This is a genomic window from Hyphomonas chukchiensis (assembly GCF_000682695.1).
GTDB lineage: Bacteria > Pseudomonadota > Alphaproteobacteria > Caulobacterales > Hyphomonadaceae > Hyphomonas > Hyphomonas chukchiensis.
Map to the genome: position 1 here is coordinate 19,471 of NZ_AWFG01000014.1, position 12,451 is coordinate 31,921.

Sequence of the window (12,451 nt, forward strand, 5' to 3'; positions counted from 1 at the left end):
TTCTCTTTGGTGACCGCAGCGGGCCGAAGGTAAAGACTACCGTTACTTGATCGGCCTGCTCAAGCTCATTTTCATGGCTGTGCTGGAGAGGCGGTGTCGCTGGGGAGCGGCGGTCGCACAATGGATGAGATCGGCGGCGTGAACTCATTCCAGTCGAATTCGGTCAGTTCGAAAGCCCAGCCTGACGCTTTCTGATTGATTGTGCTGCCGCGCTGTGCGCCTTCCCCGGCTTCGATTGCACGCAGCGTGACGAAATAGCCGTCAGGCTCCCTATAGGCCTGAAGGTCCACTTCCAGCCCGTCATGCGTTTCGGTGATGTGACGCCCGACCGGGCGGGTTGTCAGCTTGCGGGCCGGTTTGACGCCTATGGGCTGGAAGCGTGACAGCGCCAAGGCAGGCGTGGAGGCCGCAATCCGGCTGACGAGGCGATAGTCCTGATAGGGCGGTGCGGGCCGAAAGCTGCGATCACTGCTGCCGACAGAGCGTTGCAGGTAGAGACTGTTGCCGCGCGCATCAAACAGGCGCACGGCCGATACGGCATCCGAATGGATGTCGATGATGTCGAGATCCAGCCAGGCATCATGATTGTAAAGCGGCGGCAGGTCGCCGTTCACGCGGAAGGCCTGTTCTTCCCCTGGCAGGCGGGCATAGACGTTCGGGCCCTTCCGGCCGGTGATCAGGGAAGCTGTGACCGTATCCGCCTCGTTGATGATCTCGATCAGGGCGCCGGTCCCGCCCTCGCGCGGATCGCCGAGGCCGATACGGTTCATCTTGCCAGGATCGCGTGTGCGGCCTTCGCCCCATGTGAGGTCGCCCAGACCGCCGGCGAGGCTTGCCAGCCGGTCAGCGCGCACCGGATAGCCACCGGAACCCTCAAGCGTCCAGCCATCGGGGCCGTTGATCAGGCTATAGGATTCGTCGGCCAGCGTGATCCGGATTTTTGCGGCATCCGCCCGCGCCTCCGCAAAATCCGGCAGGACCGGTTTGCCCATGCGGCCGGTCGACTGCGGCGTCTCTTGTCCGCCCAAATTCAGAAAGACAGCCAGCAGGGTCAGCAGGCCCGCCAGGGCTGCAAGCGCCTGAAGGCGCCGTACGCGTTGGACGTGGCGAATGTCGGTCACGCGCTACGCCCCTGACGATGACGCTGGCGGCGCCAGACCAGCAGGCCGATGAGTCCGACCAGCAGGGGGCCACCCCAGATATTGATGACCTTGAGGGTTCCCTCAAGCCGGTCAATCTCCCGGCGGTAATCGCGCTCGATTCCGCGCAGGCGTCCGCGCAGCTCGATAATATCCGAGCGCAACTGCGTCAGCTCGGTACGCTCGGAATCATTCAGGTCTGCTTCAAGGTCACCGGAGAAGAATCCGTCAGCCGCGCCGATTTCCTGAAGCTCCTCAAGCCGGGCCTGCGCTGTTTTCAGGCGGCTTTCCAGCTCAGCCTGCTGGCGGAAATATTTCGCTTCGGCGTTTTCACGCATCTTGTCGATCCGGGTCATCGGGCGAAGGCTGGGTGAGCGCGAGCGGAGACTCGACAGCTCGCCACCGCCCGAAAGGGCGTCAAGGGCATTCAGCACGAGTGCGCCGTCATCCGCCACAACGGTCCCGCTACCGGGCACGATGTAGAAATCATCCGCAATCGTATCAACATCCGCAATCAGCACAATCTGGGCATCGGTCTCGCTCTTGCTGATATGCGGCGGCGCATTGGCCGCTTCTGCGCGCATCAGTTCGGCCAGAGTGGGATCGGACGGCTCGTCAAGTGCAGGCGCGCCCGCGGGAAAGGCTGTCACCAGCGGGCCCGACAGACGGCCCGCCAGAACGAGCGGCGTGGGCGCCGTCTTGTAGGATTTGAGAACATCGCCAGGCTTCATGTCGCGCACGGCCTCGGCTGCGTCGATATAGGACGGGCTGGGTCCGGTCTCTATGAGCGGAGAAAAGCTGACCCCCTTCGGCAATGTGCCGGTGACAAACGCGCCGGGTGCGCCGAAATTGACCCTCCGGGTCAAGTCGGCCGTGACGAGATCGCCCTTGTTCATGTCCGATGAGGGGGCGCCTATGAACAGGGGGTGAGCCAGTTCTTCGGTGCGGCCATTGCCGGTATCGACGGGTACGGGCAGCGCGTTCGCCGCATCGGCCACCGCATCCTCCGAAAGGTTCACGCCCCAGGCCTTGCCCAGAACGCCAAGATCGGAGCGGGGGTGATCATTGGCCCGGTCGAACATGCTGGTGCCGACGGCGGTCTTGGCTGCGGGATCGACCATGATGACGGCGCGGCCATGACGCAGGACATATTGGTCGATCAGCCATTCCTGGCGCGGGGCCAGTTCAGGCGGATGCGCAATGAAGAGGACATCCAAGTCCTCAGGCAGGGACTGGAACTCTTCCGAGATCGGAACGATCTCGAACGATTTCGCAATGTCGGAGAGGAGCGTATAGCCGCCCTCGCCACCGGGCGCTGTCATGCCCGGCAGGGACGAGAGGATGCCGACGCGCGGCGGATCCGGATCATCCAGGCGTGCCACCATGCGCGTCAGGTCATATTCGAGCGTGACTTCGTGCTCGGGCGCCAAGAAGGGGATGACGCGCTGGTCGTCGACGGCGTTGCGGCCAATTATGCCGAAATAGAGCGGGTCCGTGCCACTCGTGCCCACGGCGGTGATGCCGGCGGCCAGCGCTTCGTCCTCGGCCTCGGAAAAGGGCGAAGGGTCAATCTCGCGCACGATCACCTGACCATGGGATTGGCTGCGATAGGCTTCCAGCAGTTCACGCACACGCGCCGCATAGGCACGCACCGCCGGATATTCCTGTCCCACACCGCGTGTGTAAACGAAGGTGATTTCGACCGGTTCGGCGACGCCTCTCAGCGTGTCCTTGGTGCCTCGCGACAGCGTGTAGAGATTGTTCTCGGTGAAATCCACGCGCGCGCCGGACAGCAGCTTTTGCATGACCAGGTTGCCCGACACGAAGATCGTGGCGGCAAGGGCCGTGGCGGCGAACATGTAATGCTTCGCCTTCATCCTATCCGAGCCTCTGCCGCGTCGCCCAGAGGCCGTTCAGCGTGGCCCAGAAAGCCGTGAAGCCGAGGAAGAATACGACGGCGCGCAGTTCCAGCACGCCGCGCTGTGCGCCTTCAAACTGGGTCAGGAAGGAGAATGAGGCAACGAGTTCAGCGCCGCCCGTTCCGAATACGGACTTCACGCCAGAGAGGACCAGTGGCCAGCCGGCCGCCGTGAAAACGAAGGCGATGACCACGCTGATCACGAAGGCCGTGACCTGGCTGCCCGTCAGGGCCGATATGGCTGCGCCGATTGAGAGGTAGGCCCCCGCCATCAGGAAGCTCACCAGATAGGTCAACATGATGGCCGCATTGTCCGGGCTGCCAAGCACATTGACCGTCACCCACATGGGCGCCGTCAGTGCGAGACCAACGCCGGCAACGGTCCATGCGGCCAGTAGCTTGCCGAGCACAAGTCCCGGCATGCCGAGCGGCAGGGAGAGGAGTAATTCATCGGTCCCGTCGGATCGCTCGTCTGCCCAGAGGCGCATGGCGAGGGCCGGCAGGAAGATCATGTAAAGCCAGGGATGCCAGACGAAGAAGGGCGCGAGATCGGCAGAACCGGTATCAAAGAACCGGGAGGCTTCCCAGGTGAACACGCCCAGCGCGAGCAGGAAGACTGCAAGGAAGACATAGGCCATGGGCGTTGCGAAATAGGCGCCCAGCTCGCGTCTGTAGGTGGCGGTGAATCCGCCGAACTGTTCGCGCAGCCACATCTTCATGCCGATTCTGCCTCGGCCTGATCGGTCAGCCTTGTAAAGGCGCCTTCCAATGTCCCGTCTTCCGACTTCTTCGCCAGTGCTTGCGGCGTGTCATCGGCAATTACCATGCCCCGGTCGACCACGATCGCGCGCGAGCACATGGCCGGCACTTCGGTCAGCGTATGCGTCGAAATCAGAATGGCTTTGTGCGGCGCCATGCGGGCAATCAGCGCGCGCACGGCGCGTTTCTGATTGGGGTCGAGACCGTCTGTCGGTTCGTCCAGCAGAAGCACAGGCGGATCATGCAGGATGGCCCCGGCAAGCCCTACGCGGCGGCGGTAGCCCTTGGAAAGCGAACCGATACGCTGGTCACACACGGTAGAGATACGCGCGTCAGCGATGGCGCGCTCAACGCCATCCTTGCGCGCAACGCCCTTCATGCCGCGCGCGGATGCCATGAAAACCAGGAATTCCGGCGGCGTCATGTCTTCGTAAAGGGGGGCGCCTTCCGGCAGGTAGCCAAGCGCCCGCTGTGCCTCGCGCCGATTAGAAAGAATGGATTTGCCATCAATCAGCGCGTCGCCGCCATCCGGCTCCAGCACACCGGCAATCATGCGCATGGTCGTGGACTTGCCGGCACCATTCGGCCCGAGAAAGCCGAGCACTGTGCCCTTCTCAAGCCGGAAGGACACCCCGCGCACAGCATGCTTTGCGCCAAATGATTTTTCCAGCCTCTGAATGTCGAGCATGTATCTGGTTCGCACGCCTTTCTGGAAGCATACTTTGATACCGCCCTTCGCTGCGTGTGGCCAGAGTCCCCGCTGTAGTCGGGCGTGTCATTTCACGCAGAAAAGCGCGCGACGTCTTCCAGCATGGCCTTGGCGGCGGCCTCGACAATCTTGCCGCCATCTTCCGCGTTGGACTGGGTCGGGTCAGACCCGATCCGGCCATCCGGGAAATCACGCCGATACTGGACGGCGTCGCCGATCTTGCCATTGGGCGCGATTTTCGGGCTCATTTCCACCTCGGGCCGCGCCCGGTCCGGATAGGCATGATAGGTCACCGACACTTCGGAGGCTGTCGCATGGCTGCCATGGCCAACGGGATAAAGCTTGTTGCAGAGGCCCATCACGTCCCGGAAGTCCCACCAGTCGCGCCGCTTCAGTGACAGGCCCGGGCGATTGTCCTCGCCGCGCGGGTCGAAACTGCGCCGCGCGTGAATCTCGCTGAACGCCGCCTCGATCGTGTGGATATTGCCGCCATGGCCATTGTACCAATAAAGGCGCTCGAAACCGTGCCGCATCAGGCTCTCGGTCCAGTCCGTCATCGCGGCAATCATCGTCGTGGGCCGCAGGGTGATCGTACCGGGAAAGCCAAGATGGTGCTGGGCGCAGCCGACATTGAAGGTCGGTCCGACCAGAATGTCATCCGGCGCGAGGCTCTCGGCATGGCGGGCGATGATTTCCGGGCAAAGGGCATCCGTGCCGATAAAACCGTTCGGCCCGTGCTGTTCCATCGAGCCAATCGGGATGACAATGGTACGCGACTTGGTGAGCCAGCGTTCGATGTCCTGCCAGGTCGATACGGGAAGCAGCATGGGCTTAGTCCTTTCGCGGTCCGAGGCGCGTGGTAATATGGCCCATCTTGCGTCCGGCGCGCGCTTCGCGCTTGCCATAGAGTGTCAGCGTCTCGTTCGGGGCCAGCATGGCCGGATCGATCAGGCCTGCTTTCCCGATCAGGTTTAGCATCTCCGCATCAAAAAGCCGATGCGTGTCGCCCAGCTTCCAGCCGGCAATGGCCCTTATGTGCTGTTCGAACTGACCCGTCTGACAGGCTTCCGGTGTCCAATGGCCGGAATTGTGGACCCTCGGGGCAAATTCATTGGCAATGAGGCTGCCATCCGCCATGACAAAGAATTCGAGTGCCAGGACGCCGACATGGCCGAGCGCATCGACCAGCGAGACGGCCTGGCGCCGTGCCTCCATCTCAACTTCGCGCGACAGGCCTGAAGGCACGATCGAGCGCGCCAGGATGCCCTCTTCATGCACATTGCGGGGCGGCGCCCAGCTGGCGGTCTCGCCGCCGCTTGAGCGGGCCACAATGACCGAAATCTCGCGTTCGAAGGCGACGGCGGCTTCAAGCACGCAAGGCGCGCCCTCTACGGCTTGCCAGCCTGCCGAGATATCGCTCTCAGTCTTCAGCCAGGCTTGTCCCTTGCCGTCATAGCCGTCGCGGCGCGTTTTCAGGACACCCTTGCCGCCGAGGACGGCAAGAGCAGGGGCGATATCAGTCTCGGCATCAATCGTCCGGTAATCCGCAGTCGCGATGCCGATACTGTTGAGAAAGGCTTTCTCGTCAGCCCGGTCCTGCGACACGGCCAGCGATTTTGCGCCAGGATGCAACGGGGTGCCGGTGGCGGCAATCGCTTCCACAGCGCTGACCGGGATATTCTCGAACTCCAGCGTGACGACATCGCAGGCGCGGGCAAAGCCCGACAGCGCATCATCGTCATCATAGCCGGCCTGCCAGTGTTTCATGGCAACGCGGGCAGCAGGCGCATCATCTTCCGGGCAGAAGACGTGCACATCAAAGCCAAGCTGGCTCGCCGCACTCGCCAGCATCCGGCCCAATTGTCCGCCGCCAAGGATCCCGATCACGGCGCCGGGTGGCAAGGCAGTCATCCCTCGGGAACCTCGGCTACGCCGTCAGTCTGGGCGGCGCGATAGGCGTCGAGCTTGGCCGCGACGGCGGCGTCGCTGAGGGCAATGATGGCCGCAGCCATCAGGCCGGCATTCACCGCGCCAGCTTCGCCAATGGCCAAGGTACCGACCGGCACGCCGCGCGGCATCTGAACGATTGAAAGAAGGCTATCGAGCCCTGACAGGGTCTTGGACTGGACGGGCACCCCGAGAACGGGCAGCGGCGTCATGGCCGCCGTCATGCCGGGCAGGTGCGCTGCGCCACCGGCGCCCGCAATGATCACTTTCAGGCCGCGGCCCTTGGCGGCCTTGGCATATTCGGTCAGGCGGTCAGGCGTGCGGTGCGCGGAAACGATCTTCGCCTCGTGGGGCACGCCCATCTCTTCAAGAATGGCTGCCGCATGGCGCATGACTGGCCAGTCCGACTGACTGCCCATGATGATACCGACTTTAGGTGAAGTGGTCATTCTGATCCTGCTTGTTCCGGCAAATGACAGACTGCTTCGACATTGTTCCCGTCAGGGTCGAACACGAAAGCTGCGTAATAATTCGGGTGGTAATGGGCGCGCAGACCCGGTGCGCCATTGTCACGGCCACCTGCTTCAAGTGCCTGCCGGTGGAAAGCGTCCACACCCGCGCGCTTGTCTGCGACGAATGCTATATGCAGACCGCTATGGGGCGACGAAGACTGGGTGATCCAGAAGGAAGGTTTGTTGCCACGTCCATAGCCACATGACGGCGGTCCGCCTGCTTCTTCGGGTTTCACCATCACCATAGCTGCGCCGATCGGGCCAAGGGCCCTATCATAGAAATCCCGCGATCGTTCAAAGCTCGCAACATTGATAGAGAGATGATCGATCATGAAGACACCGGGCTTTTAAGCGGCAGGGCTGGTCATTGTGGCCAGAAAGCGCGCACCATAAGAATGCCGTGCGCGCGGTCAACTGGTGCCCTGTTTACACGTCACAGGTGAATCATCTGCTGCACGTCTCCCCCTCGCCACAAATCGCGTATATCCTTGGACCATGACGGAAGAATTCCATCAGGTTTCGCAGGATCAGCGCCGCGCATTGCTCGACATTCTCGGTGTCGATCTCGCGACGCTTGGCCGCCGCGAACGGGCAGCTCTGGAGGCGCTCAGCGAAGAGGTGATCGCCCTGCGCGAAGAGGCAGCGCGCCTGCGGGCGGAACTCGCCGATGCCGAGCTGCTTGCCGACAATGACGCGCTCTGCCCTGTATTCAACCGCCGGGCCTTCGAGCGCGAGGTGCGGCGCGAAATTGCGCTGGCCGGGCGTTTCCGCACCCCCCTTTCGCTGATTTTCATTGATCTCGACCATTTCAAGAAGGTCAACGATGTCTTCGGGCACGCCGCGGGTGACGATGTCTTGCTACGCATATCGGATATTTTGCTGAAGAATACGCGCGAAACCGACATTGTCGGACGCCTCGGCGGCGACGAGTTCGGGATTGTGCTGGCGCAGGCGAGTCATGCTGACAGCCTAGCCAAGGCGCGCCAGCTGACACACCTGATCGACCAGTTGATTGTCTGCAATGGCGCGGATGAGGCGGTGCCGAAGGTTCATATTGGCGCGTCATGCGGTGTGGCCGAATGGCAGGAAGGACAAGGCGCAGACACGCTAGTGGCGCGGGCTGATCAGGACATGTTCGCCCAAAAAGCGCGCAGGAAATCAGGTCGGCCGCTCCACGCGTGATCCGACACCATTAAACTCACGAAATGCGTGGTTCGCCCCCTTAACGCCACCCTTCTTCTATGATTAAGTGTGGCAATAAAGACACAAGTTCTTAACCGCAGAAGGAGACTGCCCATGTCGCTCAACGGTCGGATCAGTGAGCTCGCCAACAAACACCGCGAACTGGATGAGAAGATTTCTCAAACCCAGAAGCACCCGTCGGCTGATGCTCTTGAGCTAAAGGATTTGAAGCGACAGAAACTCAAGATTAAAGAACAACTGCAATGGTTGAAGGCCAGCTAGCGCAGTAGAGGCGGAACAGGTCCTCCGCCGACGCGCCTGGAACTGGTGCAGCAACGGGCGGAGGACGACCCATGCGAGATATTCTAGACCAGGACCGGCCGATGACACTCGGTGCGGTGAAACTGGCCACAGTCATTCTGGGGCTGGCGCTCCTGATGGCTGCGCTTTTCGTCCTGCTCGGGGCCTTGCTGGCCTTGTTCAACGGGCATGTCATCATGGCGCTGACCCGGCTCGCGTTCGGGTTTGCCCTCATAATTTTCCTGTTTGTCACCGTTCGGCTGCTTGGCGAGATCCTTGCGGCCCTGCACAGGCTGAACGACCGGCTCGCCATTCTGGGCGACGATATTCGAACGACCAGCCGCGTAGCGTCCGCGCCGCCTGAAACAGACGGGGAATAGCCGCAATGGGCGAACCCGTCACAGCGATCCTCGGCCTTGGCCGGGAAGTCGGCGATGCCATCGCGCGCCGTTTCAGCGAAACCGGCCACCGTGTAATGGCGGCTGATCCAAGCGCAGAGCGTCTGGTTACAGCGCGTAATGCCGTGCCGGAGGACGTCGTGTTTCACCATGGCGAACTGCATACGCGTCTCGGCCTGCGCAACGCCTTCACCGCCGCCGTTGAAGGCTTTGGCCGCATCGACAATGCGGTCATCATTCCCGAACTGGAGGCGCCGGACACGCTTCTCGACTTTGCCAGCGAGAAATTCGACAAGGCAATCGCCAAGTCAATTCGTGGTACGGCCCTCGCACTGCAGGTTTTCGCCGAGCGCCTCTCCGAGCAGGAAGACCTGCCAACCGTGGGCGTCGAGCGGTTGCGGCAGAAGGGAACGATCACTTTCGTCCTCTCCTACTCCGCGATTGCCTCCATGCCGGGCCAGTTCACTGAAACCATTTCGCAGAATGGCGTGCTTGGCGTCATGCGCGCTGGCGCAGTCGAACTTGCCGAGATGTCCATTCGCGTGAATGCCATTGTCGCCGTTCGCCCGAGTGAGGAGCGTGTCCAGAGCTGGACGACACGCCGCACGCCACTGGGGCGCACGGCGCAGGCTGATGAGATAGCCGATGCCTGCCGTTTCCTGGCGTCGCCTGAAGCCGCCTTCATTACCGGCGAGGCGCTGCGGCTCGATGGCGGCCGCATGCGCCTCTCCGGCTTGCTGGACTAGTATCTAGGCCCGTGTGAGGGCCGAGACACCTTTGGCTTCCGGCATAACTTCATAGGTCGCAACGCGCTCTGCCGTGAAGTCGGTCGATAGGACCGTGGACACTTTGACGAACTCGCCTGTCGCCCGTTCCGGGGTCAGCGTCATCAGGATGTAGCCGTGGCCATCCGGATCGTGCCATTCGACTTCCGGGTTGGCGTCGGCAAACCGCTGGCCCAGGTCCGGCACGTCGGTAATGTAGGCACTGATGCCGGGTGAGGTGATCGATGTCGTCACGAATTCCACGCCAACGCGCTCGCCCTTGTCGTCAAGGAGCGTATCGGCCCAGGCCGAGTGAATATCGCCTGTCAGCGTCACGAGGCGGGCGCCGGCGGCCTCAACGCTGTCATACAGGCGTCCGCGCGCGGCAGGATAACCGTCCCAGGCGTCCAGATTGAACGGCAGGCCAAGGGCCGAGAAGCCGATCATCTGTTGTACTTGCGGTATCGCCTGGGCGATTTGCTCCGGGGTAAAGGCTTTCGACATGTCGGGCAGGGCGACGCGGGCCATCATGACCTGATTGGCGATCACCTGCCACGTCTTGCCGTTCGCGACAGATGCCTTCAGTCCCTTGTCGATCCAGGCTTCCTGTGCGGCGCCCATCATCGTGCGCGCGGGGTCATTGATGACTTTCAAATGCGCCTCGATCTGGGCCTTCATTTCGGTCTGGTCGGATGTGGTGACGGCATCGGTCCAGCCAATGCTGGGCGAGCGACCAGTGAGGCGGGTTTCCGTTGCAAAAATCGTTGCCACATCGCCAAACGTGAAGTCGCGCCAGACGGCCGAGGTGATGTTGCCGGATTCCGGTTCGCGCATTGGCATCCATTCGAAATAGGCCTGGATGGCGCGCAGCTTGCGATCAGACCATTCGCCTTCGCCCTTGTCCGGATTGTGGTTTTCGGCGCCGGTGCGATAGCTGTCATTGGCGCTCTCATGGTCGTCCCATGTGCAGATCCAGGGCGCAGCGGCATGCGCGGCCTGCAGGTTGGGGTCTGTCTTGTATTGCGCATGGCGCTTGCGATAGTCGTCGAGCGAGACAATTTCCGTCGCTGGCTCGTGTAGGCGGCCAAGGGCCTCGGCCGTTTGCGATCCATAGCCGTCGACGCCGTATTCATAGAGATAGTCGCCAAGGTGAATGATCGCGTCGAGATTCGGCTCGGCGGCGAGGGCCTTGTAGGCGTTGAAATAGCCGAACTGCCAGTTGGAACAGGAAACCACGCCAAGCCGGATAGGCGTCGTGCCAGAGGTGGCGGTCGTGCGTGTCATGCCTTCGGGCGAGGCCACATCGCCTGCGCTGGTCAGCGCGGTGAAGCGGTATGTGTAGCGGGTTGCCGGGCTAAGGCCCGCAACGTCCACTTTCACGCAAAAATCATGCGATGCCTCGGCGCTGGTCATGCCGGTAATGAGGGGTGTCTCGTTGTTATCGGCCGCGAACACATCAAAGCGCACAGGGATCGGGCCCGTGCCGGACTTCGGCGTGATGCGTGTCCAGAGGATCATCTTGGTTGGCAGCGGATCGCCGGATGCCACGCCATGGTCGAAGGAAACCTCGCCCTCATAGGCCGGCGCGGCGGGCGCCAATGCATTGGTGGCTGGCTTTGCGCACGCGGCAAGGCTAAGGGCTCCGGTGGCTGCGGCGCCAAGAAGGCCGCGTCGGGTAACTGCGCTCATGATATCCTCCAGTGAGTTCGGGCCGCTTGTAGGGCGCGACTACGACAACTGAATGACGCTTGGCGAACTCCGAGTCTATAAGGGTGCAAATGGAAAAGATTTCTCTCACTGCCAGCGCAACAGACGCCGGCCTGCGCCTCGACAGCTTCCTCGCCGACAAGGCCGGGTCCCTCTCGCGTTCACGCGCCAAGTCGCTGATCAAGGAGGGTGCCGTCATGATCAATGGCGTGCCGACTGACGATCCGCGCAAGGCCGTTGTCGAAGGCAGCACCTATACGCTGGCCCTGCCAGAGCCCATTCCCGCCGTCCCGCAGCCCGAGGATATCCCGCTCGAAATCCTGTTCGAGGACGAACACCTCATCATCATCAACAAGGCCTCCGGCATGGCCGTTCATCCTGCGCCCGGCAGCTGGGACGGGACGCTGGTCAATGCGCTCCTCTTCCATTGCGAGGGCCAGTTGCCCGGCATCGGCGGCGTCGAGCGGCCCGGCATCGTCCACCGCCTCGACAAGCTGACGACGGGCGTGATGGTCGCGGCCAAGACCGAAGCGGCCCATGTCGGTCTGTCCGCCCTCTTCGCCACCCATGATATCGAACGGTCCTACCTCGCCGTCACGCGCGGCGCGCCCCGGCCCTTGTCGGGCACAATTGACGAACCGATTGCCCGCGCCACCGGCGACCGCAAGAAAATGGCCGTCGTGCGCAATCCCGACGGGACGCACGGGCGTGAGGCGATCACGCATTACAAGGCGCTCGAAACATTCGGCCTGCGCGACAAGGGCACCGGCCTGCCGGCTGCGGCGCTCGTCAAATGCACGCTCGAGACAGGCCGCACGCACCAGATCCGCGTTCACATGAGCCATGTCGGCGCCAGCCTGATCGGCGATCCCGTCTATGGCCGGTCAAAAGGCGTCACCGCCTGGGGCTCAGGTGAGGATTTCGATACGGCGCGTGATGCGGCCCGCCGGTTTGAGCGTCAGGCCCTGCACGCGGCCGTTCTCGGCTTTGTCCACCCGATCACAGGCGAAGACCTCCACTTCGAGGCCCCGCTGCCTCAGGACATGACGGACCTCATCGCAGCCTTGCGTCTCTTGCCCAAGGACGATCACGATTAGGTCCGGCAAGGTCGGGGCT

At 62.5% G+C, this 12,451-nt stretch carries 14 protein-coding genes; 5 read left to right on the forward strand and 9 right to left on the reverse strand.

Annotation, left to right across the window (positions count from 1 at the left end; genetic code table 11):
• Nucleotides 1-71: 71 nt before the first annotated feature.
• The 8 genes from HY30_RS05640 to HY30_RS05675 form a co-directional block, all read right to left on the reverse strand.
• Nucleotides 72-1,121, reverse strand: coding sequence for a DUF4340 domain-containing protein (locus HY30_RS05640; RefSeq protein ID WP_034738038.1), 1,050 nt, complete (start codon nt 1,119-1,121; stop codon nt 72-74).
• Entirely contained in the window at nt 1,118-2,998 is a 1,881-nt protein-coding gene (locus tag HY30_RS05645) for a GldG family protein (protein WP_162176899.1), read from the reverse strand. The genes HY30_RS05640 and HY30_RS05645 overlap by 4 nt, the downstream gene beginning before the upstream one ends.
• 19 nt (nt 2,999-3,017) lie before the next feature.
• Complete coding sequence (locus HY30_RS05650) at nt 3,018-3,776, reverse strand: ABC transporter permease subunit (RefSeq protein WP_051614916.1); 759 nt, start codon at nt 3,774-3,776, stop codon at nt 3,018-3,020.
• Nucleotides 3,773-4,504 carry an ABC transporter ATP-binding protein gene (locus HY30_RS05655; RefSeq protein WP_034738042.1) on the reverse strand — a complete coding sequence of 244 codons (732 nt, stop codon included), beginning with the start codon at nt 4,502-4,504 and terminating at the stop codon, nt 3,773-3,775. Before HY30_RS05655 ends, HY30_RS05650 begins: the two co-directional genes overlap by 4 nt.
• Nucleotides 4,505-4,596: 92 nt before the next feature.
• Nucleotides 4,597-5,352 carry a creatininase family protein gene (locus HY30_RS05660; RefSeq protein ID WP_034738044.1) on the reverse strand — a complete coding sequence of 252 codons (756 nt, stop codon included), beginning with the start codon at nt 5,350-5,352 and terminating at the stop codon, nt 4,597-4,599.
• A gap of 4 nt (nt 5,353-5,356) precedes the next feature.
• Nucleotides 5,357-6,436 (reverse strand): 5-(carboxyamino)imidazole ribonucleotide synthase, encoded by a 1,080-nt coding sequence (locus HY30_RS05665; protein WP_034738046.1) that lies wholly within the window; start codon nt 6,434-6,436, stop codon nt 5,357-5,359.
• Nucleotides 6,433-6,921, reverse strand: coding sequence for a 5-(carboxyamino)imidazole ribonucleotide mutase (gene purE / locus HY30_RS05670; protein WP_034738048.1), 489 nt, complete (start codon nt 6,919-6,921; stop codon nt 6,433-6,435). The genes HY30_RS05665 and purE overlap by 4 nt, the downstream gene beginning before the upstream one ends.
• Nucleotides 6,918-7,316, reverse strand: a complete 399-nt coding sequence (locus tag HY30_RS05675) for a VOC family protein (protein WP_034738050.1) — start codon at nt 7,314-7,316, stop codon at nt 6,918-6,920. The genes purE and HY30_RS05675 overlap by 4 nt, the downstream gene beginning before the upstream one ends.
• Nucleotides 7,317-7,479: 163 nt before the next feature.
• Here HY30_RS05675 and HY30_RS05680 point away from each other — a divergent pair, with 163 nt between their 5' ends.
• From HY30_RS05680 to HY30_RS05695, 4 genes are all read left to right on the forward strand, one after another.
• Nucleotides 7,480-8,166, forward strand: coding sequence for a GGDEF domain-containing protein (locus HY30_RS05680; RefSeq protein ID WP_051614918.1), 687 nt, complete (start codon nt 7,480-7,482; stop codon nt 8,164-8,166).
• Nucleotides 8,167-8,280: 114 nt separating this feature from the next.
• Complete coding sequence (locus HY30_RS05685) at nt 8,281-8,448, forward strand: YdcH family protein (RefSeq protein ID WP_034738052.1); 168 nt, start codon at nt 8,281-8,283, stop codon at nt 8,446-8,448.
• 71 nt (nt 8,449-8,519) lie between these two features.
• Nucleotides 8,520-8,846 (forward strand): hypothetical protein, encoded by a 327-nt coding sequence (locus HY30_RS05690; protein WP_155839259.1) that lies wholly within the window; start codon nt 8,520-8,522, stop codon nt 8,844-8,846.
• 5 nt (nt 8,847-8,851) lie between these two features.
• Nucleotides 8,852-9,610: an SDR family NAD(P)-dependent oxidoreductase gene (locus HY30_RS05695; protein WP_034738056.1), complete on the forward strand. Its 759-nt coding sequence runs from the start codon at nt 8,852-8,854 to the stop codon at nt 9,608-9,610.
• Nucleotides 9,611-9,613: 3 nt separating this feature from the next.
• Here HY30_RS05695 and HY30_RS05700 read toward each other — a convergent pair whose 3' ends face one another.
• On the reverse strand, nt 9,614-11,317 hold the full coding sequence (locus HY30_RS05700; protein ID WP_034738058.1) for an alkaline phosphatase D family protein: 1,704 nt from the start codon (nt 11,315-11,317) through the stop codon (nt 9,614-9,616).
• An 89-nt stretch (nt 11,318-11,406) separates the two neighbouring features.
• On the opposite strand from HY30_RS05700, the gene HY30_RS05705 reads away from it, so the two are divergent.
• On the forward strand, nt 11,407-12,432 hold the full coding sequence (locus tag HY30_RS05705) for an RluA family pseudouridine synthase (protein WP_034738060.1): 1,026 nt from the start codon (nt 11,407-11,409) through the stop codon (nt 12,430-12,432).
• The last annotated feature ends 19 nt before the right edge of the window (nt 12,433-12,451 follow it).